At 55.3% G+C, this 26624-nt stretch carries 23 protein-coding genes and 1 tRNA gene; 14 read left to right on the forward strand and 10 right to left on the reverse strand.

Annotated elements, in window-relative coordinates; genetic code table 11:
- The first annotated feature begins 96 nt into the window (after positions 1-96).
- From FG381_RS08070 to glmS, 8 genes are all read left to right on the forward strand, one after another.
- Positions 97-2127 (forward strand): primosomal protein N', encoded by a 2031-nt coding sequence (locus FG381_RS08070; RefSeq protein ID WP_139688345.1) that lies wholly within the window; start codon positions 97-99, stop codon positions 2125-2127.
- Between the two features lie 22 nt (positions 2128-2149).
- A tRNA-Arg gene (locus FG381_RS08075) sits at positions 2150-2224 on the forward strand.
- Positions 2225-2311: 87 nt separating this feature from the next.
- Entirely contained in the window at positions 2312-2728 is a 417-nt protein-coding gene (locus tag FG381_RS08080) for a gamma-butyrobetaine hydroxylase-like domain-containing protein (RefSeq protein ID WP_139688346.1), read from the forward strand.
- 13 nt (positions 2729-2741) lie between these two features.
- Positions 2742-3506, forward strand: coding sequence for a bifunctional demethylmenaquinone methyltransferase/2-methoxy-6-polyprenyl-1,4-benzoquinol methylase UbiE (gene ubiE / locus FG381_RS08085; protein WP_139689173.1), 765 nt, complete (start codon positions 2742-2744; stop codon positions 3504-3506).
- A 294-nt stretch (positions 3507-3800) separates the two neighbouring features.
- The gene (locus FG381_RS08090; RefSeq protein ID WP_226960212.1) at positions 3801-4571 is read left to right on the forward strand and encodes a Tim44 domain-containing protein; all 771 of its coding nucleotides are present in this window, start codon (positions 3801-3803) and stop codon (positions 4569-4571) included.
- Between the two features lie 236 nt (positions 4572-4807).
- Complete coding sequence (locus tag FG381_RS08095; protein ID WP_139688348.1) at positions 4808-6319, forward strand: sodium:solute symporter family protein; 1512 nt, start codon at positions 4808-4810, stop codon at positions 6317-6319.
- Between the two features lie 103 nt (positions 6320-6422).
- The gene (gene glmU, locus FG381_RS08100) at positions 6423-7784 is read left to right on the forward strand and encodes a bifunctional UDP-N-acetylglucosamine diphosphorylase/glucosamine-1-phosphate N-acetyltransferase GlmU (protein ID WP_139688349.1); all 1362 of its coding nucleotides are present in this window, start codon (positions 6423-6425) and stop codon (positions 7782-7784) included.
- Positions 7785-7796: 12 nt separating this feature from the next.
- A complete protein-coding gene (gene glmS, locus FG381_RS08105) occupies positions 7797-9629 on the forward strand; it encodes a glutamine--fructose-6-phosphate transaminase (isomerizing) (RefSeq protein ID WP_139688350.1) in 1833 nt (610 codons plus the stop codon).
- A 67-nt stretch (positions 9630-9696) separates the two neighbouring features.
- Here the strand turns inward: glmS and FG381_RS08110 are convergent, their stop codons facing one another.
- The gene (locus FG381_RS08110) at positions 9697-10344 is read right to left on the reverse strand and encodes a MarC family NAAT transporter (RefSeq protein ID WP_139688351.1); all 648 of its coding nucleotides are present in this window, start codon (positions 10342-10344) and stop codon (positions 9697-9699) included.
- Between the two features lie 245 nt (positions 10345-10589).
- On the opposite strand from FG381_RS08110, the gene FG381_RS08115 reads away from it, so the two are divergent.
- The 4 genes from FG381_RS08115 (at position 10590) to FG381_RS08130 (ending at position 17172) form a co-directional block, all read left to right on the forward strand.
- Positions 10590-11786 (forward strand): efflux RND transporter periplasmic adaptor subunit, encoded by a 1197-nt coding sequence (locus FG381_RS08115; protein WP_139688352.1) that lies wholly within the window; start codon positions 10590-10592, stop codon positions 11784-11786.
- A 19-nt stretch (positions 11787-11805) separates the two neighbouring features.
- Positions 11806-14976, forward strand: a complete 3171-nt coding sequence (locus tag FG381_RS08120) for an efflux RND transporter permease subunit (RefSeq protein ID WP_139688353.1) — start codon at positions 11806-11808, stop codon at positions 14974-14976.
- Between the two features lie 109 nt (positions 14977-15085).
- Positions 15086-16519 (forward strand): efflux transporter outer membrane subunit, encoded by a 1434-nt coding sequence (locus FG381_RS08125; protein WP_139688354.1) that lies wholly within the window; start codon positions 15086-15088, stop codon positions 16517-16519.
- Positions 16516-17172 carry a TetR/AcrR family transcriptional regulator gene (locus tag FG381_RS08130; RefSeq protein WP_139688355.1) on the forward strand — a complete coding sequence of 219 codons (657 nt, stop codon included), beginning with the start codon at positions 16516-16518 and terminating at the stop codon, positions 17170-17172. Before FG381_RS08125 ends, FG381_RS08130 begins: the two co-directional genes overlap by 4 nt.
- 87 nt (positions 17173-17259) lie before the next feature.
- Here FG381_RS08130 and FG381_RS08135 read toward each other — a convergent pair whose 3' ends face one another.
- From FG381_RS08135 to FG381_RS08150, 4 genes are all read right to left on the reverse strand, one after another.
- Positions 17260-18693, reverse strand: a complete 1434-nt coding sequence (locus FG381_RS08135; RefSeq protein ID WP_139688356.1) for a DegQ family serine endoprotease — start codon at positions 18691-18693, stop codon at positions 17260-17262.
- Positions 18694-18853: 160 nt separating this feature from the next.
- Positions 18854-20218, reverse strand: coding sequence for an ATP-binding protein (locus FG381_RS08140; protein ID WP_139688357.1), 1365 nt, complete (start codon positions 20216-20218; stop codon positions 18854-18856).
- Positions 20219-20243: 25 nt separating this feature from the next.
- Positions 20244-20900 carry a response regulator gene (locus FG381_RS08145; protein WP_139688358.1) on the reverse strand — a complete coding sequence of 219 codons (657 nt, stop codon included), beginning with the start codon at positions 20898-20900 and terminating at the stop codon, positions 20244-20246.
- Positions 20881-21423, reverse strand: coding sequence for a hypothetical protein (locus FG381_RS08150; protein ID WP_139688359.1), 543 nt, complete (start codon positions 21421-21423; stop codon positions 20881-20883). Before FG381_RS08150 ends, FG381_RS08145 begins: the two co-directional genes overlap by 20 nt.
- A gap of 53 nt (positions 21424-21476) precedes the next feature.
- Here FG381_RS08150 and FG381_RS08155 point away from each other — a divergent pair, with 53 nt between their 5' ends.
- Both FG381_RS08155 and FG381_RS08160 read left to right on the forward strand, forming a co-directional pair.
- Positions 21477-21950: a DUF4870 family protein gene (locus FG381_RS08155; RefSeq protein WP_226960211.1), complete on the forward strand. Its 474-nt coding sequence runs from the start codon at positions 21477-21479 to the stop codon at positions 21948-21950.
- Positions 21951-22034: 84 nt separating this feature from the next.
- A complete protein-coding gene (locus FG381_RS08160; RefSeq protein ID WP_139688360.1) occupies positions 22035-22592 on the forward strand; it encodes a YaeQ family protein in 558 nt (185 codons plus the stop codon).
- An 85-nt stretch (positions 22593-22677) separates the two neighbouring features.
- Here the strand turns inward: FG381_RS08160 and FG381_RS08165 are convergent, their stop codons facing one another.
- From FG381_RS08165 to cydP, 5 genes are all read right to left on the reverse strand, one after another.
- Positions 22678-23067: a globin domain-containing protein gene (locus FG381_RS08165; RefSeq protein WP_139688361.1), complete on the reverse strand. Its 390-nt coding sequence runs from the start codon at positions 23065-23067 to the stop codon at positions 22678-22680.
- A gap of 2 nt (positions 23068-23069) precedes the next feature.
- Positions 23070-23393, reverse strand: coding sequence for a cyd operon YbgE family protein (locus FG381_RS08170; protein ID WP_174857860.1), 324 nt, complete (start codon positions 23391-23393; stop codon positions 23070-23072).
- Positions 23394-23562: 169 nt separating this feature from the next.
- Complete coding sequence (gene cydB / locus FG381_RS08175; protein WP_139688362.1) at positions 23563-24702, reverse strand: cytochrome d ubiquinol oxidase subunit II; 1140 nt, start codon at positions 24700-24702, stop codon at positions 23563-23565.
- Positions 24703-24720: 18 nt separating this feature from the next.
- Positions 24721-26271 (reverse strand): cytochrome ubiquinol oxidase subunit I, encoded by a 1551-nt coding sequence (locus FG381_RS08180; RefSeq protein ID WP_139688363.1) that lies wholly within the window; start codon positions 26269-26271, stop codon positions 24721-24723.
- 30 nt (positions 26272-26301) lie between these two features.
- A complete protein-coding gene (cydP, locus tag FG381_RS08185; RefSeq protein ID WP_139688364.1) occupies positions 26302-26496 on the reverse strand; it encodes a cytochrome oxidase putative small subunit CydP in 195 nt (64 codons plus the stop codon).
- Between the last annotated feature and the right edge of the window lie 128 nt (positions 26497-26624).

A 26624-nucleotide genomic window follows, 5' to 3' on the forward strand; every position in this document is an offset into this window, starting at 1 on the left:
AGATGCGGCGCCTTTTCCAAAATAGAAAGAGTCAATCTGAGCCTGGATTCATAAATAAAATCGAAAGTTTCATCAGTATTTTTTTAAAAGTAAGCCATGACCAGAGTTGATCAGTTTGCCCGTGTGCTAGTGGATGCGCCCGGACTACCGCCGCTCGACTACCGAGTGCCTGAAGATATGCTCGCGGCTACGGGTGATTTGGTCCTGGTTTCTCTTGGTGCGCGCCGGGTTGTAGGCGTTATCGCAGAACTTCATTCAGCTTCAGATATCGAATCCCGCCGACTGAAGAGTATTTTGAAAAATCTCCGGATAACGGCTCCTCTCGGTTCTGAGTGGCTCCAACTTACGCGATTTGCGGCTTCTTACTACATACGCTCATGGGGCGAAGCTGCGCTTCCGGTAATACCGCTTGCACTTCGACGAGCTCCGACGCCGCAGCAGGAAAAACGCATGGCAGGAATACGCAATGTCATGCCGAAGACAGATGCATGCCCAAAGAGCAGAGTGACGTCGCCAAAGCTCAATGATGAGCAGCGAACAGCAGTGAATGCCGTGCTTTCTCAGAAAGGGTTCGCTTCTTTTTTGCTGTTTGGCGTGACGGGATCTGGAAAAACAGAGGTGTATCTTCACCTGATGGAAGAAGTGCTCAGGGGAAATCCTGAAGCACAGGTACTTCTGCTTGTCCCGGAAATTAATCTGACGCCGCAGCTGGTTGGTCGAGTTCGTGCCCGGTTCCCGGAAGAAGCTGTAGCTGCGCTTAATTCAGAATTTACTGACAGGGAAAGAGCTGCCGCTTGGCTTGCTGCACATGAAGGTCAGGCAAGAATTCTTGTCGGTACGCGAATGGCTATCTTTGCCAGCATGCGGCACCTCAGACTCATTCTTGTTGATGAGGAGCATGACCATTCTTATAAAGCCGGGGACGGACTGCGCTACAGTGCGCGCGACCTCGCAGTCTGGCGTGCTTCCCGGCTTCAATGTCCTGTTGTTTTGGGATCTGCGACGCCATCGCTCGAAAGTTGGGCTAAAGCTCAGTCAGGAGCCTATAAGCTCCTCACGCTCACCAAGCGTGCGGCTCAGCACGCTCAATTGCCGACTGTTGTTTTAACGCCTCCGCCGATTAAGGGGGCGCGAAGCATGATTACAGAGGTCTCGAGAGAAGCCGTTGAGTCCTGTCTGGCAGAAGGTCGGCAGATACTGGTATTTCTTAACCGCAGAGGATATTCGCCGGTGCTTTCGTGCCCGGCCTGCGAATGGGTGAGTACCTGCGCAAGATGCTCTGCCTTTACGGTCTACCATAAACGAGAGAATGCGTTGATCTGTCATCATTGCGGCTGGAGGCGACCGGTGCCGGAGGCCTGTCCTCAGTGCGGCAATGTGGATATTTTGCCAAGAGGAACCGGAACGGAGCGCATAGAAGAAGATCTTGCTTTACTTTTCCCCGGCAAAAGAATCTTGCGCATTGATCGCGACAGTGCATCGAAAAAACATGCCGCAGAAGAAGCTTTTAGAAAAGTCCACCAGGGGGAGGTGGATATTCTTGTCGGCACGCAGATGGTGGCAAAGGGACATGATTTTCAGAATGTGGGTTTAGTGCTGGTACTTAATCCAGACGCACAGATATTGAGTCCCTCGACACGAGCACGCGAGCAGCTTTTTGCCACACTGATGCAAGTTGCCGGACGCGCTGGCCGTACGGGTGAACGGGGCCGTGTAATGATTCAGACGCGTTTCCCTGAAGATCCGCTTTTTGCCGCTCTGGCGCACCAGAATTATGTGGAATTTGCAGAGGATGCACTCAGAGAGCGCAAAGAGAATGCCGGCGTGCCTTTTATTCATCAGGCGCTTTTGACGGCGGAAGCCGACATGCTTTCGCAATCGCTCGGCTTCCTGGAAGCCGCAGCAGATGCTGCTCAAAATATTTGCGGCGATTCCGTGCTTGTATACGATCCTGTGCCCATGCCTCTTGTAAGGCTCATGAATAGGGAAAGAGGACAGCTTCTCGTTGAAAGTTCAGATCGGATGGCGCTGCACCGGTTTCTCGTTGAGTGGAGCTCAGTACTTATGAAGCTTCCTAAGCCAGGAAAGATCACATGGGCGCTTGAGGTTGATCCCCTTGAAGCATGAAGCTCTGTATAATCAAAAACCTCCTCGCGTGGTGAAATGGATATCATACGGCCCTCCGAAGGCCGTGTCTCAGGTTCGACTCCTGACGCGAGGACCAGTTTTTAAGTTCCGAGAGAACCTTGGATCCTGTTGTCCCGTACCGCTCCCAGATGCGGCGCGGGATTTTTTGTATAGCGGATTAGCGATGAAAGTACCTGTAGAAGTGCTTGTTCACAGCAAGGCGAAGACGCTTGAGCTTGCTTATGCAGACGGTACGCGAGCGATTTTCCCATTTGAATTTCTGCGAGTTTTTTCTCCTTCGGCTGAAGTTCAGGGGCACTCTCCGGAGGAAGCCGTGCTTCAGGTTGGCTGCGCAAACGTTGGGTTGCGGGGTGTCGAACCAGTCGGACAGTACGCGCTAAAGCTGCTGTTCGACGATGGGCACGAAACCGGAATCTACAGCTGGGATTATTTTGAAAAACTGTTTGTTGAGCATGATGCGCTTTGGGGTGCTTATCTGAATGAGCTCGCAAGCGTTGGCGCCTCAAGAGATCCGGCAGACCCTGCAAATGCACCGTTCCTTGCCCGAATGAAACCAAAGAAGACCTGCAGCCATGGATAAAAAGGCAGAGAAGATGGAAGAAAAGGAGAAGAGCAAATCAGCTTCTGAAAAACATCAGATTGATTTTGGTTTTAGCCAGATCGACGAAGCTGAAAAGGAAGAGCGAGTACGCCATGTGTTCGACAGCGTGGCGAAAAAGTACGACCTGATGAATGATCTCCTTAGTCTGGGAATGCATCGGCTCTGGAAGCGGCGCTGCATTGCAAGCGCAGCCGTAAAGCCCGGCATGAAGGTGCTTGATATTGCAAGCGGGACGTGCGATCTTGCCATGGCCTTTGTAAGGCTTGCGGGAGACGAAAACGTTACGGCGACGGATATCAATCACGAAATGCTCGCATGCGGACGAGATCGTATGCGCGCACACGGTATGCGTTCAAACGTGGTGCTTGCCGATGCAGAGCGTTTGCCTTTTGATGAAAACTCCTTTGATGTCGTGACGGTTTCCTTTGGCATCCGGAATATGACGCACAAGGATCGGGCTCTCAGGGAAATGCTTCGCGTGCTCCGCCCCGGCGGAAAGCTGCTGGTCCTTGAATTTTCACGCTGTTCAGCATTTTTAAAGCCTTTTTACGACTTTTACTCTTTCCATTTCATGCCCTGGCTGGGGGGAAAAATTGTCTCGGATGCGGCGTCCTACAGGTATTTAGCGGAATCCATCCGCATGCATCCGAATCAGCAGGCCTTTGCAAAACTCATGACGGATGCAGGTTTTTCTGACGTGAAATGGCACAATCTGACATTCGGGATCTGCGCGCTTCACATCGGGAAGAAAAACTGAAAGAAGCTCGATTGCCGGGAAGCCCGATGATGTTGGATGAAGGCATTACTGCGCAGATCAGATAAAAAAGGAAAGACCAAGATGAAAAATCTCGTAGCAGCTCTCGTAGTCTGCATCGCTCTTGCAACCGCGTCCCTTGATGCAGATGCAGCCAAGCGCTTTGGCGGCGGTGGCAGCCTCGGCCGTCCTGCCCCGACTTTTTCTCAGAAAGCCCCTGCAGCTCCAGCCGCAGCACCTTCTGCTCAACAGCGTCAGCAACCGGGTGCAGCTCAGCGTCCCGCCGCGACTCCGCCCGTGCAGCAACCTTCCATGATGGGACGCGTGCTCGGCGGCATTGCTGCTGCGCTTGGCATCACCGCTCTCCTGTCCATGCTTGGTCTTGGCGGCGCCGGTCTTTCGAGCATCATTACGGTGGTGCTTCTTGCGGTCGTTGCTTTCTTCGTGGTGCGCATGGTTCTTTCTCGCCGGCGTCCCCAGACTCAGACCTCCTCAGTCGGAGGAGTCTCATCCGATCCGTTTGCTGCATCGCGTCCGGTAGAACCCTCGCGCCCAATGGAGTCGCAGGCGATGCCTGAACCTCAGAGCTGGCAGCAGCCATCCGGTCAGACGCCCCGTTCGGGAAGCGTCATGGATCAGCTGATGGGGGGTAATGGATCGTCCGCTGCAAGCGTCAATCCTGTGGATGTAACTCCCGCGGATTTCGATCGTGCAGGCTTCCTCAAGGCCGCGCGCGAGAACTACATCAAGCTCCAGAAAGCATGGGATACCGGCAACGTAATGGAGATTTCGGACTTTACTGATAACGATATCTTTACAGCCGTTACTCATCAGCTTCGCGAGCGCAAGGGCGAGGTCTACAAGACAGAAGTCGAAAGACTTGATAACGAGCTTTTAGGCATCGCACAGGAGGGTAAGGAGTACTTTGCGAGCGTGCGCTTTACCGGACGTCTTCTCATCAATGGTGAGGCAGAGGATCTCGATGAAACATGGGTTCTTTCGAAGCCGGTTGAGGGAGATCGCGGCTGGCTGCTTTGCGCCATTCGTCAGAATGAACCCTCGGCTTGATCGTAAAAAGGGGTGATGTAACCCCTTCTTATCTAATTGAATACGCTGCGTTTTCCTAAAAGCGCGGCGTATTTTTTTTGATCTCGATGAAACATTGCCCGATTGCTGCCGCCTTATCGGGAAAAACGCGCCTTTATGAAGGAACACATCGTCGCATTGATTCCTACAATGCGCGGAAAAATCAAATCCTTCGTGGATTTTCCGTTCAACGTCGTTTTTACAAGGACATAAAAGGGATGACGCTGACTGGTTTTGTTCTGCTCTATCTTTTCGCAACCGTTGCGATTGGCGTGTGGGCCTCTACCCGCGTAAAGAGCACCAGCGATTTTGCACTTGCCGGACGCAGCCTTCCGCTGCCGATGGTGATTACCGCTACATTTGCCACTTGGTTTGGATCAGAAACCATCCTCGGTCTTCCGGGGCGTTTCATCGAAAGCGGCATTGCAGGTGTGATTGAAGAGCCCTTTGGATCCGGTATGGCTCTGATTCTTGTGGGCACCTTCTTCGCACAGAAGCTCTATAAGCAGAAGATTCTTACGCTTGGCGACTACTACCGTGATCGTTATGGCAGAAGCGTTGAGCTTCTTTGCTCTGTTGCCATTGTGATTTCGTATCTCGGTTGGGTCGGTGCTCAGGTAACGGCACTGGGCCTGGTGATCAATCTGATCACCGAAGGCGCGGTGTCCATGACGACAGGCATGATCATCGGTGCCGGAATCGTGCTCGCTTATACGATGGTTGGCGGGATGTGGTCTGTTGCCGTGACGGACTTCGTCCAGATGATCATCATCGTGCTCGGACTGGTGGCCATTCTTTGGTTCGCTTCCGATCTGGCTGGCGGCTTCGGCAATGTCATCGACTATGCTCGCGGCAAGGACCTCTTCCATGCACTTCCTGAGCCGACGCCTTCCGGATGGCTCTTCTGGATTTCGGCAGCCATGACCATGATGATCGGCTCGATTCCTCAGCAGGACGTTTTCCAGCGCGTCATGTCGGCAAAGAATGTGCAGACGGCCGTCGCTGGCCCGATTATCGGCGGCTCTTTCTACATCCTCTTTGCCTTCGTGCCAATGTTCATTGTGGTGGCTGCAGTGCTGGTCATGCCGGAGGCCGCTCAGAAGATGCTTGCTGAAGATCCTCAGCAGCTTCTTCCGACGCTCGTTCGCGACTACATGCCGATGTGGCTGCGTGTGCTGTTCTTCGGTGCCGTGCTCTCCGCTGTAATGTCGACGGCATCGGCAACAATGCTGGCCCCTTCGACGATCTTCGTTGAAAACGTGCTTCGCCACTTTGCCCGAGTCGATGACAGGAACATGCTCTTTGCCATGCGTGCTACGGTTGCCTGCTTTGCCATTCTGGTGCTGATGTATTCGATTGCTCTCGAAGGTGCTCCGATCTACGACATGGTGGCGATGGCCTATCAGTTCCCGGTGGTAGGAGCATTCTGGCCCCTTGTCTGCGGTCTCTACTGGAAGAAGGCGACGCGTCAGGGCTGCTACGTTTCGATTCTCCTTGGCAGCGCAGTCTGGGTTTTCCTCACCTGGACGTCTGCAGGTGAAGTCTTCCCGAACGTGTTGGGCGGCTTTATTGCCGCTGCGGCAGGCATGGTTGTCGGGTCGCTCATGCCGACCACTGACAACAAGCGATTTCTCGAAGAACGCCGCCGGAACATGATGAAGCGACCGGTGGATGCAGAAATTGGTAATGGACGGCTCCCTGCCATTACGCCGGTGAGTGCAACAGCCTGATTGCAGCGACATGAAAGCGGCTCCGCGAGGCGGGGCCGCTTCTTCTACAATTTTGTTCATCTTCCGGTCTGACGGCCGGCTTCTGGCGTTTAGTGAAAATAAGATGAACATAGTCATTCTTGCTGCAGGCATGGGAAAGCGCATGCATTCCCGGCTTCCGAAAGTACTCCAGCCCATTGCCGGGCGCCCCATGATCGATCATGTGCTGGATGCCTCAGAAGGTCTGAGCGCATCCCCCCGGGTTGTTGTTGTGGGTCATGCTGCTGAAAACGTGATGGAGCATCTTGCGGACAGGTCTGACGTGACCTTTGCTCTGCAGTCGCCGCAGCTCGGTACCGGACATGCGCTTCGTCAGGCGCTCGGACAACTTGATCGCAACGAGCCGAAAACGCTGGTATGCCTCGGCGACGTTCCGCTGCTTTCCAGGCGGACTCTGGAGGCGATCGCCCGCGAAGCAGAAACGTCTGATCTGGTGCTTCTCACGGTCGAGCTTGATAATCCGACCGGCTATGGACGAATACTCCGAAACCCAGCGGGATTCGTGCGTGCGATCGTTGAGGAAAAGGATGCTTCGCCTGAGGAGCGACGTGTTCGCGAAGTGAATACCGGGATCATGTGTCTGCCGACATCAAGACTTGATGGGTGGCTCTCTTCGCTTAAGGCTGCGAATGCTCAGGGCGAGTACTACCTCACGGACGTGATCGGTCTTGCTGCCGATGAAGGGTTAAGGATCACGACGGTGCATCCCGAGCATGCCTGGGAGGTCGAAGGGGTGAATTCCAAAGCGCAGCTCGCAAGCCTCGAGCGTGTCTGGCAGAGGGAGCAGGCTCGCCGTCTTCTGGATGCCGGCGTGACGCTGATCGACCCTTCGCGCATAGATATTCGTGGAAGCCTGGAATGCGGTAAGGATGTGGAAATCGACGTCAACTGCGTGTTCGAGGGGCAGGTTCGACTCGCCGATGGCGTGCGCATCGGAGCAAATTGCGTTATCCGGGATGCTGAAATCGACGCAGAAACAGAGATTCTTCCGTTCTGTCACATTGAAGGTGCCCGTATCGGCATGAACGGCAGAATCGGTCCTTATTCAAGACTTCGTCCTGGTGCGGAACTCATTGGCGGCAACCATATCGGCAATTTCGTTGAAGTTAAGAAATCTACAGTGGGGATCGGCACCAAGATCAACCATCTGACCTACATTGGTGATGCTGATATCGGCGCACATGTCAATATCGGGGCCGGAACCATCACCTGCAATTACGACGGCGTGAATAAATTCCGCACGCGTATCGGAGACGACGCCTTTATTGGATCAGGAACGGAGCTTGTGGCGCCTGTTGAAGTAGGTGCTGGCGCTACGATTGGCGCCGGTTCCACAATTACTAAAAAAGTGCCGGAGGGCAAGCTCACTGTTGCTCGGTCGAGGCAGGTCACAATTGAAGGCTGGCATCGTCCGGTTAAGAAATAAAGGAAAGGAACCATGTGTGGAATCGTCGCTGCTGCGAGCAGCCGCAATATTGTCCCTCTGCTTTTGGAAGGCCTTCGGCGTCTTGAGTACCGAGGGTACGATTCCTGCGGCATTGCAACGGTAGGCCCTGATGGTCTTCGGCGCTGCCGCTCGACAGAACGTGTGGCTCAGCTTGCCGAAGAGGCAAAAGAAGCGGGACTCAATGCCGTCACCGGCATAGCGCATACGCGCTGGGCTACGCATGGTGCGCCGGCCGTAAGGAATGCCCATCCCCTCTTTTCCCACGATTTCATCGGACTGGTGCATAACGGCATCATCGAAAACTACGAATCCATTCGTGCGAGGCTTCAGAATCAGGGTTACGAATTTACAAGCCAGACTGATACGGAGGTGATCGCGCACCTGATTTATTCCAACTATCAGGGCGATTTGCTTGCTGCAGTTAAAAAGTCTGTTCTGGAGCTGCGTGGAAGTTATGCGCTCGCGATTATCTGTCGCGATGAGCCTCATAAAATTGTTCTTGCCCGTCAGGGGTCTCCGCTCGTTGTCGGCATCGGTGACAACGAAATGCTCGGTGCTTCGGATGCCATGGCAATCGCCGGAGTTACGGATCGGATCATGTATCTGGCGGAAGGTGATGTCTGTGAAATCACGCCGCATAAGTGTCAGGTCTGGAAGCGCACGGAATCTGGAGAATTTCTTCCTGTTGAACGTGAAATTCGTGTGGTGCAGGCTTATTCGGGTGCCGTGGATCTCGGCCCCTATCGTCACTACATGCAGAAGGAGATTTTTGAGCAGCCCCGTGCTATTGCCGACACGCTCGAAGGCGTTGCGGGCATCACGCCCAAACTTTTCGGTGCGGATGCCGAACAGGTGCTGTCCGGTGTATCGAGGCTTCTCTTTCTTGCCTGCGGGACTTCTTATTACGCCGCGCTCACAGCGAAATACTGGATTGAGGCGCTCGCAGGCATCCATTGCGATGTTGAGATCGCAAGCGAATACCGCTACAGAATTTCCGTGCCGGATCCCGATGCACTGGTGATCACAATTTCTCAATCAGGTGAGACTGCGGACACGATCGCGGCTCTGCGTCATGCCCGCGATGATCTTGGCATGAAGCGCACGCTCACGATCTGCAATGTGTCCACCTCCGCTATGGTTCGGGAGAGTCGACTTGCCTATATCACGCGTGCAGGCGTTGAAATTGGCGTCGCTTCAACGAAAGCGTTTACAACACAGCTCGCGGCAATTTATCTGCTTGCGCTGACGCTTGCGAAGATGAATGGACGTCTCACCGAAGAAGCGGAGGCAGAAGAACTTAAGCGTCTGCGCCATATCCCCTCAGCGCTTTCTTCGGTGCTGGCGCTTGAGCCTCAGGTTATGGACTGGGCGGAGCGGTTTGCCGGCAAGGATCACGCGCTCTTCCTCGGGCGAGGCGTGCATTATCCGATTGCGCTGGAAGGGGCATTGAAGCTTAAGGAAATCAGCTACATTCACGCTGAAGCTTATCCGGCAGGCGAGCTTAAGCATGGGCCGCTTGCTCTTGTGGATGCCAATATGCCGGTGGTGACGGTTGCGCCCAACGACAGGCTGCTTGAAAAGCTTAAGTCCAATATGGCTGAGGTGAGAGCCAGAGGCGGAGAGCTTTATGTCTTCGCGGATGGCGACTCCAATATTGTTCCTGATGAGAGGATGCATGTCATCAGACTGCCGGAAAACTACGGCATGCTGTCTCCCATTCTTCACGTCGTTCCGCTGCAGCTTCTTGCTTATCATGCAGCGCTTGTTCGCGGTACCGATGTGGATAAGCCGCGTAATCTTGCTAAGAGCGTAACGGTGGAATAGCCTCCGCCTAAACTCAAAGAAAAAGCCGCGATTCGCGGCTTTTTCTTTGAGCGGGCTGAAGATAAATTCAGCTTCCTGCAATAAATGTGCGAATGCCTGAGCCGACAAACTGCACGCCAATGCAGATGAGCAGAAACCCCATGAGCTTGCCGAGCACCAGCGTGCCCGAAGGGCCGAGCCGGTTGGAGATGACGTCTGAATAGCGCATGACGAACCATGACGTGCCAGTCGCGCAAATGATGGCGAGCGCAGTCCAGGCAAAAGCAATTGTTATATCGATATAGTCGGTAAGTTCAGCAATTTCCGTTGAAAAACCGATGACGACGGCAATAGTACCCGGACCGGCAATGCCCGGCATGGCAATTGGGAAGAATGCATAGTCTTCCCGGTCGCGGCGCACAATCGGAGCTTTGTTCGGGGTGTTGCCGCCGAAAAGCATCTGGTAACCGATGGCAGCGACGACAAGACCGCCCGCAATACGCATGGCGCCGTATGAAATGCCGAAGAAGGCAAGCAGAACATTGCCGCCGACCAGAGAGACGAGCATGATGGCTGCGGCATAGATAAATGCCCATTTGGCCTGCTGGTGTTTCCTTTCTTCGCTCATCCCCTGGGTGAGGCTGATGAAAAGCGGAATCTTGGAGGGCGGGTTGGTAATCGTAATGAGCGAGATCAGACCGCCCAAAAAATATTGGAAATGTATGGCTTCGAACATGATTCCGGGCCGTTATCCAAGGAAAGTACGGCGCCACCTGAATGGAAGGCAAAAAAAATGTAAGCAGGGCCTTCAAATTAAGCAATTCTACCTGCAAGCCACTCCCTCAGGCTGAGTAAAGGTTCTGCAGAGGCCAATTTTTGCCTCAGTCTTGTGCTATAAACTGAACCCTCGTTCACTTCTGAACAAAGGTTCAGAGTGATGCCGAATTTCTATATTGAAACATCAATCAGGTTGGATTGAGAATGTTGTTTACACGAAAAGCGATACATGTCGCCGTTGGCGCAGCTCTTGGAGCGGCTCTCCTGCTGACCAGTTTTCATCATGAGGGCCTGATCAGCCAGGCTCAGGCTGCCCAGGGACAGGCACGGCCGCCTTCCGAAGTTGTGGTGGTTACCGTGAAGCCTCAGGCAGTGCGCATTGATACGGTCCTGACGGGCCGCACCAGTGCGTATAACGTTTCCGAGGTGCGCCCGCAGGTAAACGGCATTCTCCAGAAGCGACTCTTCAAGGAAGGTCAGGAAGTTAAAGAGGGCGACCAGCTCTATCAGATTGATCCTGCCCTCTATGACGCGCAGCTGAAGACTGCTGAAGCAACGCTTGCTCAGGCGCGGGCTACGCTCGCACAGGCTCAGGCTGATGCCAAACGCTCCCGCGAGCTCGTGAAGATCAATGCGGTGTCCAAGCAGTCTGACGATGCCGCGCAGGCTCAGCTGAAGTCCGCTCAGGCGGCGGTGAAGTCGGGTGAGGCTGCTGTTCTTACGGCAAAGATCAATCTTGACTACACCAAGGTTCGTTCCCCGATTTCCGGACGCGTCTCGCGTTCCGAATTTACGGAAGGCGCACTTCTCACGGCTTATCAAGCTCAGGCACTTACAACCGTGCAGCAGCTTGATCCCATCTATGTTGACGTTACACAGACAGCGGAAGATCTGCTTCGCATTCAGCGGGAAATTGCTGCGGGCGAACTGAAGACGGATGCTGATGGTGCGGCTCCCATGTCGCTCATCCTTTCTGATGGATCGACCTATTCAGAAACCGGCAAGCTCACTTTCACCGACGCGATCGTCGATGAAGGTACGGGGACCGTGAAGCTTCGTGCTGTATTCCCTAATCCCCAGCGTCAGCTGCTTCCGGGCATGTTTGTGCGTGCGAACCTTTCGGAAGGCATTCGTCCGCAAGGCATTCTTGTGCACATGCAGTCGGTAATGCGTGATCTGAAGGGCAATGCTTATGTCTATGTTGTCGGTACAGACAACAAAGTCGAGCAGCGCTCTATTACGGTTGGTCAAACGATGGGTACATACTGGCTCGTTACTTCTGGTCTCAAGGAAGGCGAGCGCGTGATGTTCGAGGGCTTCCAGCGTACTGCTCCGGGTGCGACGGTTGCTCCGAAGGAGTTTGATCCCAAGACGGCGCCGGAAGGCAAGCCGCTTTTCTAAGCTTCGGAGACGCTGATTCATGTTTTCGCGTTTTTTTATTGATCGCCCCGTTTTTTCGTGGGTGATTGCAATCGTGATCATGCTCGCGGGCCTGCTCTCCATTGAGACGCTGCCGGTGAGTCAGTATCCTCAGATTGCGCCTCCGCAGGTAAGCATCACCGCTACTTATCCGGGTGCTTCGGCCGAGACGATTGAGAACACCGTCACTCAGATCATTGAGCAGAACCTTACGGGTCTTGACGGCTATCTCTACATGAATTCGACTTCCGACTCGGCAGGCCGCGTGAGCATCACCGTGACCTTTGAGGCGGGCACCAATCCAGATATGGCTCAGGTGCAGGTGCAGAACAAGATTCAAACTGCCCTGACATCGCTGCCGCAGGTTGTTCAGCAGCTCGGTGTCGAAATTCAAAAGACGTCGGCTAACTTCCTGATGGTTGTGGGCTTCATGAGCAAGGACCCGTCCATGACGGCGGGCGACCTTGGCGACTTCCTTGAGGCCAGCATTAAGGAGCCGCTGTCTCGCGTGAGTGGTGTAGGCGAAGTTCAGGTTTTCGGCTCGTCGTATGCCATGCGCGTCTGGCTTGATCCGGACAAACTTGTCAAATATAAGCTCAATCCTTCAGACGTTACGGCCGCGATCACCGCTCAGAATGCTCAGGTTTCCACGGGCAGTCTGGCGGGTCAGCCTACTGACGGCAAGCAGGAATTTACGGCGACGATTTCTTCTTCAAGCTTATTGCAGACGCCGGAGCAGTTCCGCAATATTCTGCTCAAGGTGACGGATGAAGGCGCCAACGTATATCTGCGTGATGTTGCTGAAGTTGCGCTCGGACAGCAGTCCTATACAGCCTTCGGCACGTATCAGGGCTACCCGAGTTCGGGTATTGCCGTGAAGCTTGCGTCCGGCTCCAACGCGCTTGAGACTCAGGCGGCGGTGATGGAGCGTGTTGAAGAGCTTAAGCACCTGCTGCCGGCGGGCGTCGAGGCTGTTGTTCCGTTCGATACCACGCCCTTTGTGCGTGCCGCGCTTCATGAAGTTGTGAAGACGCTCGTTGAAGCCATCATCCTCGTCGTTTTCGTGATGTTCCTCTTCCTTCAGAATTGGCGCGCCACGATCATTCCGACGATTGCGGTGCCGGTGGTGCTTCTGGGCACTTTCGGCATGCTTTCCATTACGGGCTTCTCCATCAACATGCTCACCATGTTTGCCATGGTGCTTGCGATTGGCCTGCTGGTGGATGATGCCATTGTGGTGGTGGAGAATGTCGAACGTGTGATGCGCGAGGACGGTTCGAGCCCTTATGACGCGACTGTGAAGTCCATGGGCCAGATTACCGGCGCTCTGGTGGGTATTGCCATGGTGCTTTCGGCTGTGTTTGTGCCGATGGCATTTTTCGGCGGTTCGACCGGCGTGATTTATCGCCAGTTCTCAATCACAATCGTTTCGGCCATGGCGCTTTCTGTAGTCATCGCCCTGACGCTTACTCCAGCGCTTTGCGCAAAGATCCTCAAGCCAGTGGACCATGAACATCACATGGGCAAGGGAGGCTTCTTCGGTTGGTTTAACCGCGGTTTCGAAGCGCTGACGATTGCGGTTCGCGACTCCGTCGCTGGCTTCATTCATCATCCGTTGCTGCTTGTTGTCAGTTACGCCATTGTGGTCGCCGCCATGGTGATCGGCTTCATCAAGCTTCCGACAGGCTTCATGCCGGCTGAAGACCAGGGTGTTGCGCTCCTTACGATGCAGCTTCCGCAGGGGGCTACGATGGAGCGTACGGATCGGGAACTTCGCCGTGTTGAAGGATTCCTGCAGAAGACCGAGCAGGAAACGCTCGACAGCTTCTTTGCCGTGCGCGGGTTCTCCTTTGCAGGTTCCGGCCAAAATATGGCTTTGGGCTTCCTGAAGCTTAAGGATTGGGAAGAACGTCCGAATGCTTCCCAGAGCGTGGAAGCTATTCAGGGCCGCGCTATGGGCGCCTTCATGATGTCGCCTGAATTCAAGAACGCAAGTACGTTTGTCTTCCCGCTCCCGGCCGTGCCGGAACTTGGCGTTGCAGACGGTTTTGACTTCTTCATCCAGGATCAGAAGGGGCAGGGGCATCAGAAGCTGATGGAAGTGAGGAATAAATTCCTTGCCGCAGCGCATCAGGATCCCAGGCTGACGATGGTTCGTCACAACGGCATGGATGACACGGCACAGATGAAGCTGAATCTCGACTACGAGAAGCTTTCTGCACTGGGTCTTGATATTTCGACCGTGAATTCCACCATTTCTACGGCTCTTGCCGGTTCCTACGTCAACGATTTTCTTGATCGCGGACGCGTGAAGCAGGTCTGGGTGCAGGGCAATCAGGCGGCTCGCATGCAACCCGATGACTTGAAGCGTTGGCACGTGCGCAACGATAAGGGCGAAATGGTTCCGTTCTCGGCATTCATGACGATGTCCTGGGATTATGGCAGCCCGAACCTCGAGCGCTTCAATGGTCTTTCTTCCGTCAATATTCAAGGCAGCCCCGCCAAGGGTGTTTCCTCGGGTGATGCAATGAAGGCTGTTGAAGAAATCGCGCAAAAGACCTTCCCTGAGGGATACACGATCTCGTGGAATGGCGTTTCCTATCAGGAGCGTCAGGCCGGTTCGCAGGAAGCAGCGCTTTATGCAATCTCGCTGCTTGTGGTGTTCCTCTGCCTTGCAGCGTTGTATGAAAGCTGGTCTGTGCCGATTGCGGTTCTTCTTGTCATTCCGTGCGGCATCGTGGGCGCTCTGGGCCTCACGTGGATCCTCGACATGAACAATGACGTCTACTTCAAGGTGGGCATGCTGACGACGATGGGACTGGTGAGTAAAAACGCCATTTTGATCGTCGAGTTCGCGAAGGATCTGCTCGAGCAAGGTGAGGATGTTGTGCATTCGGCTCTGCATGCGGTTGAGCTCCGTCTGCGTCCGATTCTGATGACGTCGCTCGCTTTTGGTCTTGGCGTGCTGCCGCTTACGGTTGCGCATGGTGCCGGTTCAGGCGCTCAGAATGCCATTGGCGTGGGCGTGCTTGGGGGCATGATTACGGGTACGGTGCTTTGCGTGGCATTCGTTCCGGCCTTCTTTGTCTTCATCAGCCGCATTTCGCACAGGATTTCCGGCAAGCCCGGGAAGCCTGCTGCAAAGGCAGTAACTGAAACCGCCGCAGTCTGATAAGGCCTTCTCTAGAGGCGTTTTCCTCAGGATTTTTTAGAGGAAGACGCCTCAGAAGACCGAACTCATTTTCAATGAAGGAATCTGTCCTAGAGGACAGCAGCAAAACATGAAAAAACTTCTGCCGATTCTTCCGCTGGCGGCTGCCATGATTCTTTCGGGATGCGTCAATCTGGCTCCCGACTACGAACGTCCGGCTGCTCCTGTCGCCGATCAATGGCCGATGGGCGAGTCTTATAAAACGAGTGAAATGAAGCGCGAGTCGCTCCCTGAGTGGCAGGACTTCATTCGCGACGAGCGCCTGCACAAGGTGATTGAGCTGGCACTTGCAAATAATCGCGACCTGAGAATAAGTGCGCTCAATGTTGAAAAGGCGCGTGCGCTTTACGGCGTGCAGCGGGCGGAACTTTTCCCGACGGTGGCGGCTCGAGCTTCCAACACGGCGTCTGATGTGCGCGGGGGCATGTCTACGACCCACTCGTACACTGCACAGCTTGCGATGTCGAGCTATGAACTGGATTTCTTCGGGCGCGTGCGCAATCTCACCGAACAGGCGCTGCAGAGCTACCTGCAGAGCGAGGATGCGCAGCGTACCGCTCAGGGTTCGCTCATCGCTGAAGTCGCTATGGCGTGGCTTACGCTTTCGGCCGATCGCGCTCAGCTGACGCTTCAGGAAGAGACACTTAAGAGTCAGGAAGAAAGCTTCCGTCTCGTTGAAGAGAGCTATAAGTACGGCGCAGCGAGCCAGCTCGACTACGAGCAGGCTCGTACGACTGTGGCTGCCGCCCGTGCGCAGATCGCTTCGTACGTCCGAGCGGTTGCACAGGATCGCAATGCCCTCGAGCTTCTCGTTGGCGCCAAGGTCGATGAGGCGCTCTTGCCGGAGACATTGGTTCTCGACAGTACTTTGCCTGCCTCAATGCCTGATGGTGTGCCGAGCGAGGTGCTTCTGAACCGTCCCGACATCATGAGCGCAGAGCGCGGCATGATTTCTGCCAATGCCAATATCGGCGTGGCTCGTGCGGCTTTCTTCCCGAGCATTTCGCTTACCGCCGCTGCGGGTTCCACCGGCGGCGCGATGCATCTGAGCGATCTTTTTGCCAAGGGCACGGGCATCTGGAATTTCGCGCCGAGCATTTCGCTTCCGATCTTCACGGGCGGCGCCAACCTCGCTAATCTGCGTGCCGCGGAAGCGTCGCAGCAGATTGCCGCAGCAACCTACGAAAAGTCGATTCAAACGGCTTTCCGTGAAGTCGCGGATGCACTCGCCACGGAAGGTACGGTTGAGCGTGAGCTTGCCGCCCGCCGCGACTACGCAGAAGCTGCCGGACGCGCCTATGAGTTGTCTAATTCCCGCTATAAGCACGGTGCGGCTGCATATACGGAGGTGCTTGATGCGCAGCGCGCCAAAGTATCGGCCGATCAGCAGTTGATAACCGCTGAGCTCGCCCGTGCCTCCAGCATGGTGACGCTTTACAAGGTCCTCGGCGGCGGCACGCGGATTGCTCAGCCGGCAGCGGCTGACGGCAAGGTGTCCGAGTGAGCGCGGCAAAAGAAGCGTCTGACGCACTCCAGCAGCATCGCGAGGAAATCGTTGATGCTGCCGAGCGCTGCGTCTTTACTGCAGGGCTCCATCAGCTGAAACTTCGCGATATTGCTCGTGAAAGCGGAAATGGCCTCGGAAATATCTACAATTATTTCAAAAATAAAGAAGAAATTGTAGAGGCGCTTGTTGAACGCCAGACTTCTCGCTTTCTTTCGACTGTCACGCGGTCGGCGGAGGAGATTCCTGGCGAGAAGCATGAAGAACGCGTATTGAGGCAGATTTCGGTACTTGTAGATGCCTACATGGATCCGGAGTCGATGCGCCTCTCGATTTTCATTGCGAGTGAAGCAATGGTGAATCCCCGGGTGCTCGATATCTGCGTTGCGGCAAATCGCCGCGTTTGCGAGCATGTGATTGATGTCATTCACCATGATCCGAACAGCAATGTCGACGTGACGGATGAGGAGATGGAAGTACGGATTGTCTCCGTACGTTCCTATCTGGAAGGGCTGAGAGGATCGCTTCTCTTTAACCCCACAATGAATCGCAGGCTCATGCGGGACTGTGCCATTGAGCGTCTGCGCGTCCTCTGGCGCTGGGATCAGGCTAAGGCCCAGGGCAAGACGTTCGAAGACGTGTTTGAGTGCTGATCCCAGTCGTTAAACGGACGACGAATGAAAAAATCCCCCGGTCTTCAGCAAGAACGGGGGATTTTTTAAAGCTGGTCCGAAAAGAGGTTACTTCTTCTGGTCCTTATCGAAGCGAACCGGGATGAAGATGCGGCCTCCATCGCGCTGTACGAGGAGAAGCACCTTGTCCTCGCGGCAGGCCTTTTGAAGATCTTCAGCGCTCTTTACCAGCTTGCCGTTGGCGCTCACGATGATGTCGCCCGGAGTGAGGCCGATGGAAGCGGCGAACTTGCCCACTTTGGTGATGAGAAGTCCCGTCGTATCGGCTTCGCGGCTTTCCTCATCCGTGAGGATGCGGCCTTCAATGCCGAGACGGTGTCCGCTTTCCTTGGCTGCGCCGCCGGCAGACTGATCCGAATTGGGATTGGTGCCGATGGTGATGGAGAGCTTTTGCTCCTTCTTGTCGCGGATCACCGTAAGCTCAGCCTTGGTGCCGGGGCGAACTGAAGAAACGAGCATCGGAAGCGACACGGAGGACGTAATCTTCTTGCCGTTGAATTCCGTAATGACGTCGCCCGCCTTGAGTCCGGCCTTTTCTGCAGGGCTGCCCTTTTCGACCTTCGTCACCAGAGCGCCTTCAGGCGTCTTGAGTGCAAAGGAGTCGGCCAGTTCCTGAGTGATCTGCTGGATGTAGACGCCAACGTAGCCGCGGGTGACCCTGCCGTCCTTCACAAGCTGATCCTTGATCTGCATGGCAAGATCGATTGGAATGGCGAAGGAAAGGCCCATGAAGCCGCCCGAAGTCGAGAAGATCTGCGAGTTGATGCCGACCACTTCACCCGCCATATTGAAGAGCGGGCCGCCCGAATTGCCTGGATTGACGGCAACGTCGGTCTGAATAAAAGGAACGTATTGATCGGTAGGCAGATTGCGCGAAAGAGCGGAAACGATGCCGGCAGTCACTGTATTGTCGAGGCCAAAGGGGCTGCCGATGGCCGCCACCCATTCGCCGACCTTCAGCTTCTGCGAGTCGCCGATTTTCAGAACGGGAAGATTCTTGGCGTCAATTTTGACAATGGCGATGTCGGTCTGCTTATCGGTACCAAGTACTTTGCCGGTGAATTCGCGCTTGTCGGTGAGCCGAACGACAATGCGGTCAGCGCCTTCAACCACGTGCGCATTGGTCATGATGAGGCCGTCATCGGAAATGATGAAGCCTGAGCCGGTGCCGCGCTGCTCAGGAATTTCCTCCTCACCGCCGCCGAACGGCATGGGGAAGCCGAAGCGACGGAAAATGTCCGCATGACGTTCATCCATTCCGGGAATGCCGAAGGGCACAGAAACTGTACGGGCATTCTTGATAACGGAAATATTGACGACGCCGGGGCCGTTGTCTTCAACCAGCTTGACGAAATTGGGAAGCTGAGCAGCTGACTGGGTAGTCGGCTGTTCAGAATCTGCCGCGCTGGCAGAAAGCGGGGCGGCAAGGATCAGCGCTGCGCTGAGAGCAGCAGCAAGCGTGGTCTTAGTGAACGACTTCATGAAAAAGGCTCCTCTTAGCCTGATGCCGGGTGCATCGACCGGTTCTCTGTGTTTCTAATAGCAGAAACTCTACCTGAGGGAGTGAAATCCTTCAGAAACACTAGAGTAAAGCGTGTTTTGGCCAGGTTAAATTTGTAACAGAAGAGATGAGAGAGTCTCTTCAGCTGTGACTGGTAGGCGTCATGGCTGTGTGGGGAGATGAAGCGCCGAGTGGAGGGAACGAAAGTTTGAAGATGGTTCCGCGTCCATCCAGACCGTCCTCGATCGCTACGGTGCCGTGATGAATGTCGACAATGCGCTTCACGATGGCCAGGCCCAGGCCCGTACCGGACGTTTTGGTGCCGAGCGCTCGGTAGAAGCGGTCGAAAACGCGGCTGCGTTCTTCGGGGGCAATGCCCGGGCCGTTGTCGCAGACACGCAGTACAGAGAGGCCGTGTTCGGTGGAGGAAGTGATTTCAATGCGTCCGCCCTCGGGCGTATAGCGGATGGCGTTGTCCGTGAGGTTGGTTACCATCAGTCGAATAGCATCTTCCATGCCGTCGAGCATTGCCGGCCGGGCATCTTCCGTAATTTCAATGTGCTTCTGGGCAGCTATTGGCGCCATGTCGTCTCTCACGCTTTTGACAAGCTCAGCAAGATTGATGGTCGTCATTGGTTTTTTGGATGCATCCGGATCAAGCCGGGCAATTGTGAGAAGCTGCTGCACAAGGCGAGTTGCTCGATTAATGCCTTCGTTGAGACGCGAGAAGCATTTCTGCTGCGCTTCGGGCGTTTTTGCTCTCTGGGCGAGCTGCACCTGGAGCTTCAGCGCCGTGAGAGGCGTTCGTAATTCATGCGCGGCATCTGAGGCAAATCGCTGCTGGGCAGAGAGACTGTCTGCGAGGCGCCGCAGAAGATCATTGATGGCGTTTACAAGGCTCGCGAGCTCGGCGGGAAGCCCTTTAGTAGAAAGTGGTTCGAGCGAAGTCGGCGATCGACGCGCTACGGATCGTGCGGTTTTTTCGAGCGGCGCGAGGCCGCTGCCGACAACAATCCAGACGGCGATGGCGATGAAGGGCAAAAGCAGACAAAGCGGCTGAAGGATGCGGAAGGCTGCGGTGGCCGCGAGTGAGGTACGTACCTCAAGATCCTGTCCGGCAGTGATGACAAGAGGTCCGACGGCGACGGAATAAGTGCGCCAGGTTTTCCCTTCAACCTTGACAAGTCCGAACCCGGGGCCTTCCGGCAGAGGCATGGCAGGCGCCCCTTCCCGCTGCCAGAGACTGTTGTGAGCCGAATCGTAGACTTGAACGATTACGCGATAGCTCGGTGCATCGCCAATGATGGTAAGGTGCTCGGGCTCCTTGGTCGGCATGCTGTGCCGCACGGAGTCGCCGAGCGACTCCGCGGTTTCGCGCAGGTGAGTGTCCAGGAATTCATTGAACTCCGCCTGCGCGGAAAAAAAGGTAGCGGTGGCTGTCGTGAATCCGGCAGCAAGAAGCGCTAAAAGAAGCGTAAAAAGGAGCTTCCTGCGAATAGAGGTCATGCTTGGCCTTTTATGTGTCAGGCGATCAGGTTTCAAGCAAATAGCCTACGCCGCGGACAGTTTTAATGGCGCTGTCCGAGAGCTTCTTGCGCAGATGGTGGATGTGCACTTCAATAGCGTTTGATCCGACCGTATTGTCCCAGTTGTAGAGTTTTTCCTCGAGCTGTGAACGACTCCAGACAACGCCCTGCCGTTCGGCAAGTGCAAAGAGAAGCGCATATTCCTTCGACGAAAGAATGACGGGTTCCCCACGGTATGTCACCTCGCGAGTGTGCGGCGAGATCCGGAGTTCGCCTCGCTCAAGGATCGGATCAGCACGGCCTGCGGAACGCCTCAGCAGTGCGCGGATGCGCGCTGAAAGCTCATCGAGGTCGTAGGGCTTGACAAGATAGTCGTCAGCGCCTGTATCAAGGCCGAGGATGCGGTCGTCGACTGTGTCTCGGGCAGTCGTGACGAGAACGGGCGTCGCGTTGCGCTTGGCGCGCATTTCCTTGAGAACCTGCAGACCATCCTTGCCGGGAAGACCGAGGTCAAGTATGACGAGTGAAAAGGTTGTCGTATTGAGTGCTAAAAGGGCGGAGTTGCCGTCACGGACCCAGTCAACGGCATGGCCTTCGCATTCGAGGCCGGCGACGACGCTTTCGCCGATCATGTCGTCATCTTCAACGAGGAGAATTCTCATGTAAACGGTATCTCAGAATCAGGCGTTCAAGCACTATGCGCCACGTTTCGGAAACGAGAAGCGCAAGTACAATGAGGCCGGTAAGTATGGGATAGGCGGATTCGCGGCCCCAGCCGCCGAAATATGCGGCAAGTCCGAAATAGGCAAGCAAGACGCCTACAAGGGCCCCGAAGCAGGAGCCTGCGGCAAGTGCTCCGAAAAAATGAAGACTTGGAACGCAGTCGACGGCGGCTCGGCGCGCTAGGTCCACCCGAAAGAGGTGAATCGATTGTAACGCGATGCATGAAAACAGCGAAAAGTGTCCAGCGGGCATTTTTTGCATTTCAGCATTTTTGCGGCGAAGAATTTCATAGATGCCGGCGTCTCGCAGAAAGCCGCCTGCCGCGGCGCAAATACCAAGAAGTTCCGGACTCGATGCAAACACCCAGGCAAAACCGCCCGCGAGAAGTGCGCCCCATCCGGGAGACAGCAGAGCAGCGGCAAAAACTGCAGCTGAAGACCAGTCTGAGAGTGCATCTAACATAATATTGAGACTTTGGGAAAGAGCTTTCCGCAGATCAAAAAGGAAGAAGAAGCATGCCAGAGAAACGCTATGCCCGTCGCGATCCGAACGAGATAGTGGATATTGAACACCGTGATCGGTTCGAAGACTATGTTGAGCCGGCATCTGGGACGATCACTGTTGCGCACATTGTCTATGGTCTCCATAGCATTTCCATATTGATGGGTCTCCTCTCGGCAGGACTATCCATTGCCGGAGCTTTTGTTTTTTCCGGCCCATCCATACTCGCCGTGATCATCAACTACATCTTCCGCTCCGATGCCCGCGGGACTTTTGTGGATTCGCACTTCTCCTGGCAGATCCGCACGTTTTGGTACGCGCTCCTCTGGATGATTCTCCTCTACATTATTTCAATGCCGCTTGCCTTCATCGGCATCGGATTCTTCACGCTGATCGGCGGTCTGCTCGTGCTCGGCATTTGGGTGTCGTACCGTATTCTTTACGGCTGGAAGCGGCTTGTGCGGCGCGAGCCGATGCCCATGAACTGATTCCGGGGAATCCTGAGGTCGACGGAGTGCCGCAACGCTATACTGAACAATTCCCCCGCAATTTCTCCTTAGGAGTAAGTTTTCATGGCTCTCGGCGCAATGGTCTACAAGGCGCAGCTTTCCATCTCGAATCTGGATCGAGGATGGTATGGGCAGCCTGTGCTCACGATTGCCCGACATCCCTCTGAGACAGAAAAGCGTCTGATGCTGCGCGTCCTCGCCTGGTGCGTGCGCGCCGGCGAACACCTTGAATTTGGTCGCGGCCTGTCTTCAGAGGGGGAACCAGCGCTCTGGGAAACGGACGATACTGGAGCCATCATCGAATGGGTGGAGCTCGGTGCGCCCGATGTGCGGACGGTGCGCAAGGCAGCAGGCAAAAGCGAATATGTGCTCGTCCTCGCATACGATGAGGCGCGTACAAAACCCTGGTGGGAATCTGTGAAGGGAGAGCTTTCGAAAATCGACAAGCTGACAGTCATTTTTATTCCTGACCCTGAGGCTGATGCACTGGCTGCCATGGCGGCAAGAAGCATGAAGTTTGCTGTCACCATTCAGGACAGTGTGATCTGGATAAACAGCGACACGGCGGATGTACAGATCAATCCGGAATATCTCAAGCGCGAAACGCAGCGCTGGACCTGATTGACGGACTGGCAAAAACGAAAACCCGTTTCCTCATGGAGAAGAAACGGGTTTTCGCATTTGAAGCATTGCGAAAAGCGAGTTTTCAGCGCTTGTTGATGAGACTTTCCGACATTTGGGCAAAGGCCCCTTCCAGACGAAGCCGAAGAGCCGGATCGGCAATCGCTTCATTGAGTGCCATACGCATTACGCGCATCCATTCCTGCATCAGCGCCTGGTCGATGGGAATGGTACGATGCGATTCCCTTAGCATAGGCAGCCCGTGACGCTCTTGATAGAGCGCCGGCCCGCCAAGCCAGCCCGAAAGAAATTCGCGCATGCGGCTGTCATAACGTTTGATGCCTTCAAGCGTATAAAGCGCTCTCAGCTGTCCGAAGGAAGGATCATCCCTCAATATGCGTACATATGAGGCGACAAGCCTTGCAATGCCGTCCTCGCCGCCGATGGCGGCGTAAAGAGAGGACTGTTCAGGCATGGTCAGTGGAGAAAAACGGCCGCCCCGAAGCCGAGCAGCAGCGCCCAGCCGACGAGCGGCGAAAAAATACGGCGAATGAGCGGATGACGCGGCACAAAGCCGAAGCCATAGACCCAGAGAATGCTCATGCCGATGAGCATGCCGACCAAAAAGCCGTGAGGAACGCCGGCAGCATCATGAGCAATGGCTCGCGGATAAAGAATGACGAGCGCGGCGCATGCAAGGGCGGCGAGAAGTGAAAGAACTCTCAGAAAAGGAGAACCGCTTTTCTTCTCGCCGGCGCTTCCGGAAATGCGCTCCAGCGGCTTTTCAAGATCAGTCGTCATTGCGTGATGCGTAGCTTTCAAGCGTTGCCGCAAGGAGAACCGCGCAGGAGAGACCTGCAATCCAGTAGAAGTAAGACATCGTGTTGTGCTCCTGATGGGCGAATCCGTCTCAATTCCGAACTGCCTTTGTCTAAGACAGTCCGGAAGTTGAAGTCAGAGGCGTTTTCAATTAGTAAAGGGAGTGCGTGTTCTTTTCGATGTACGAAGCATTGAGCTTGCCGCTCATCACGCGATAGGCCCAGGACGTGTAGAAAACCACGATAGGCAGGAAGATGAGCGTGACAAAAAGCATGATCTCAAGCGTGAGCTGAGAGCTCGTGCAGTCCCAAATGGTAAGGCCGGCATTGAACATCGTCGAGGACGGCATCACGAACGGGAACATCGAAATGAGCGGTGTGAGAACAATGCCGAGGATCGTAACGGACGAGCAGAGGATGGCCGGCCAGATGCGGCCCTTCTTCACGAGCACCGAGCCCAGAAGCGCACCGGCAATGCCGAGCACAGGAATGACCCAGAGCACCGGCAGAGCGCTGTAGTTGGCAAACCAGGCGCCAGCCTGAACTTCAACCGTCTTCGCAAGCGGATTCGCCGGACCTGCAGGATCAAGACCGGCGGTGGCGACATAACCGTCAATCCCCATGTAGACCCAGATGCCGCCCAACACAAAGAGTACGGCAGTAAGGATGCCGGCAATGCCGGAAACCTTTACGGCGCGGTCATGAAGATCGCCTTCCGTACGCAGCGCCAGGTAGTTGGCGCCGTGGAAGACAACCATCAGAAGCGCAAGCACGCCGCAAAGAAGTCCGAACGGATTGAGGAGGCCGAAGAAGCTCCCCGTATAAACCGGGCGCATCGTTGCATCAATCTCAAAGGGCACGCCCTGAAGGAGATTGCCGAACGCAACGCCGCAGATCACGGGAGGAACGGCCGATCCGATAAAGAGGAGCCAGTCCCAGGACGTGCGCCAGCGGGTGGCGGCCACTTTGCTGCGGTAGTCGAAGGCGAGCGGGCGGAACATGAGCGCGGCGAGGATGATGAGCATCGCCCAGTAGAAGCCCGAAAACGCCACGGCGTACATCATCGGCCAGGCAGCGAACATGGCGCCGCCGCCCGTGATGAGCCACACCTGATTGCCGTCCCAGTGCGGGGCGACGGAATTGATCATCACGCGGCGCTCATTGTCGTTCTTGCCGAGGAAAGGCAGCAGTGAGCCGACGCCCATGTCATGGCCGTCCATCACTGCGAAGCCCGTGAGGAGCACGCCGATGAAGAGCCACCAGATGACTTTCAGAATTTCATAATCGATCATTTTGTCAATGCTCCCGGGTTACTTCTGCTCGAAGTGATAGCGGCCGGTGCCGAGCGAGCTCGGACCCTTGCGGCTGAAGCGGATCATCAGCCACATTTCGGCGATGAGCATGAGCGTATAGAGAACAACGAAGCCGAGGATCGAACCGATCAGGTCGCCCGTCGAGAGCGAGGAAACAGACAGGTGCGTCGGCAGGATGTTGTAAATCGTCCAGGGCTGGCGGCCGTATTCAGCAACGAACCAGCCGGCCTCGCAGGCGATCCAGGGCAGCGGGAGCGCAAGGAGCGTGAGGCGCAGGTAGAGCGGCTGATTCTGAAGGGTCTTCTTCATGGAGAAGACAAGGCCGAGCACGAAGATCAGCGCCATGCCGAGGCCGCAGCTGATCATCAGCCTGAAGCTCCAGAACATCGGCGCAACCTGAGGCGTCGTATCCTGAGCGGCCTGCTTGATCATTTCCGGGGTGGCCTGGGTGACGTCTTCGGTGTAGCGCTTCAGAAGAAGGCCAAAGCCGAGGTCGGGCTGGAGCGCCTTGAATTCAGTGCGCAGTGCTTCGTTTTTCGGATCCTTGCGGAGCGCTTCCAGAGTCGCAACGGCTTTCTGGCCATTCTTGATGCGCTCTTCAGCCTGGGCTTCAAGCTGCTTGATGCCCGGAATTTCCGTGGAAAGCGAACGCGTGCCCATCAGGCCGAACACCCAGGGAATGCTGATTTCCATGGCGTTTTTCTGTTCAGCTTCATTGGGGATCGCAAACAGCGTGAGCGGAGCCGGAGCCTCATGGGTATCCCACGTGGCTTCCATGGCGGCAATCTTGGTGGGCTGATCGCGCGTCACGAGGAAGCCCGATTCGTCGCCCATGTGGATCGTAAGAATGCTTGAAACGATGCCGAATGCAGCGGCGAGGCGGAAGGACGAAGCTGCAAACTTGACGTCCTGGCGCTTGAGGAGGTAGTAGGCCGAAACAGCCATCACGAACATGGCGCCCGTCATGTAGCCGCCGGCAACCGTGTGGACGAACTTAGCCTGCGCCCATTCGCTCGTGAAGACGGCCCAGAAGTTGGTCATCTCCATGCGCATGGTTTCGAAATTGAATTCCGCGCCGGTGGGGTGCATCATCCAGCCGTTGGCGACGAGAATCCAGAGTGCGGAGAGGTTTGAGCCCAGGGCCATCATGATCGTGGCAAAAAGGTGCTTACCTTTTGACAGGCGATCCCAGCCGAAAAAGAAGAGGCCGATGAAGGTCGACTCAAGGAAGAAGGCCATCAGGCCTTCAATGGCGAGCGGTGCGCCGAAAATATCGCCTACATAGTGAGAGTAGTAGGCCCAGTTCGTGCCGAACTGGAATTCCATCGTAATGCCGGTAGCGACGCCGAGAGCGAAGTTGATGCCGAAGAGCTTGCCCCAGAAGCGGGTCATGTCCTTGTACATCTCTTTGCCCGTGAGGACATACGTCACTTCCATGACCACCAGCAGGAACGACAGTCCCAGCGTAAGTGGCACAAAAATGAAGTGGTACATCGCGGTCAACGCAAACTGCAGGCGTGACAGGTCAACAAGATCAGTTGAGATCACTTGAGACTCCTGATGTGGTTTTGAGAGTTGTTAGCGGGGTTCCGAGGTTGCCGCCGGAGCGCCGAGAAGCGCATCGCCCATCTTCTGCGGAGTGACATCAGTCCGGTGTTCAGGACTGAAAAACAGGTACCAAAGACAGAAAATGAGGAAGAGCTTGACCGCGACGACCAGAATGATTTCGGCAAGAAGTCCGGGGCGCCGGCGGCGGTCTGTGGTGTTGTCCATCAGTTGCTCCGATTAATTTCGCTGAAAGCGGCTTTTTCGTGCCTACATCTTAATGAGCGCGTTAGGGGAACTCCTATCTCAGCCGCCTTTCGTTTACGGCTTGACGGTGTTAAATGGAACTGTCAGAC

Source organism: Sutterella faecalis (assembly GCF_006337085.1).
Taxonomy (GTDB): domain Bacteria; phylum Pseudomonadota; class Gammaproteobacteria; order Burkholderiales; family Burkholderiaceae_F; genus Sutterella; species Sutterella faecalis.

What these genes read in the sequence shown, in the direction of transcription:
- FG381_RS08150 (WP_139688359.1), bottom strand. Translation starts at nt 21,423, where the DNA reads ATGTTAGATGCACTCTCAGACTGGTCTTCAGCTGCAGTTTTTGCCGCT.
- glmU (WP_139688349.1), top strand. Translation starts at nt 6,423, where the DNA reads ATGAACATAGTCATTCTTGCTGCAGGCATGGGAAAGCGCATGCATTCC.
- FG381_RS08160 (WP_139688360.1), top strand. Translation starts at nt 22,035, where the DNA reads ATGGCTCTCGGCGCAATGGTCTACAAGGCGCAGCTTTCCATCTCGAAT.
- FG381_RS08110 (WP_139688351.1), bottom strand. Translation starts at nt 10,344, where the DNA reads ATGTTCGAAGCCATACATTTCCAATATTTTTTGGGCGGTCTGATCTCG.
- FG381_RS08140 (WP_139688357.1), bottom strand. Translation starts at nt 20,218, where the DNA reads ATGACCTCTATTCGCAGGAAGCTCCTTTTTACGCTTCTTTTAGCGCTT.
- FG381_RS08115 (WP_139688352.1), top strand. Translation starts at nt 10,590, where the DNA reads ATGTTGTTTACACGAAAAGCGATACATGTCGCCGTTGGCGCAGCTCTT.
- FG381_RS08070 (WP_139688345.1), top strand. Translation starts at nt 97, where the DNA reads ATGACCAGAGTTGATCAGTTTGCCCGTGTGCTAGTGGATGCGCCCGGA.
- cydB (WP_139688362.1), bottom strand. Translation starts at nt 24,702, where the DNA reads ATGATCGATTATGAAATTCTGAAAGTCATCTGGTGGCTCTTCATCGGC.
- FG381_RS08170 (WP_174857860.1), bottom strand. Translation starts at nt 23,393, where the DNA reads ATGACGACTGATCTTGAAAAGCCGCTGGAGCGCATTTCCGGAAGCGCC.
- FG381_RS08095 (WP_139688348.1), top strand. Translation starts at nt 4,808, where the DNA reads ATGACGCTGACTGGTTTTGTTCTGCTCTATCTTTTCGCAACCGTTGCG.
- FG381_RS08145 (WP_139688358.1), bottom strand. Translation starts at nt 20,900, where the DNA reads ATGAGAATTCTCCTCGTTGAAGATGACGACATGATCGGCGAAAGCGTC.
- FG381_RS08155 (WP_226960211.1), top strand. Translation starts at nt 21,477, where the DNA reads ATGCCAGAGAAACGCTATGCCCGTCGCGATCCGAACGAGATAGTGGAT.
- FG381_RS08135 (WP_139688356.1), bottom strand. Translation starts at nt 18,693, where the DNA reads ATGAAGTCGTTCACTAAGACCACGCTTGCTGCTGCTCTCAGCGCAGCG.
- FG381_RS08125 (WP_139688354.1), top strand. Translation starts at nt 15,086, where the DNA reads ATGAAAAAACTTCTGCCGATTCTTCCGCTGGCGGCTGCCATGATTCTT.
- ubiE (WP_139689173.1), top strand. Translation starts at nt 2,742, where the DNA reads ATGGAAGAAAAGGAGAAGAGCAAATCAGCTTCTGAAAAACATCAGATT.
- cydP (WP_139688364.1), bottom strand. Translation starts at nt 26,496, where the DNA reads ATGGACAACACCACAGACCGCCGCCGGCGCCCCGGACTTCTTGCCGAA.
- FG381_RS08080 (WP_139688346.1), top strand. Translation starts at nt 2,312, where the DNA reads ATGAAAGTACCTGTAGAAGTGCTTGTTCACAGCAAGGCGAAGACGCTT.
- glmS (WP_139688350.1), top strand. Translation starts at nt 7,797, where the DNA reads ATGTGTGGAATCGTCGCTGCTGCGAGCAGCCGCAATATTGTCCCTCTG.
- FG381_RS08165 (WP_139688361.1), bottom strand. Translation starts at nt 23,067, where the DNA reads ATGCCTGAACAGTCCTCTCTTTACGCCGCCATCGGCGGCGAGGACGGC.
- FG381_RS08120 (WP_139688353.1), top strand. Translation starts at nt 11,806, where the DNA reads ATGTTTTCGCGTTTTTTTATTGATCGCCCCGTTTTTTCGTGGGTGATT.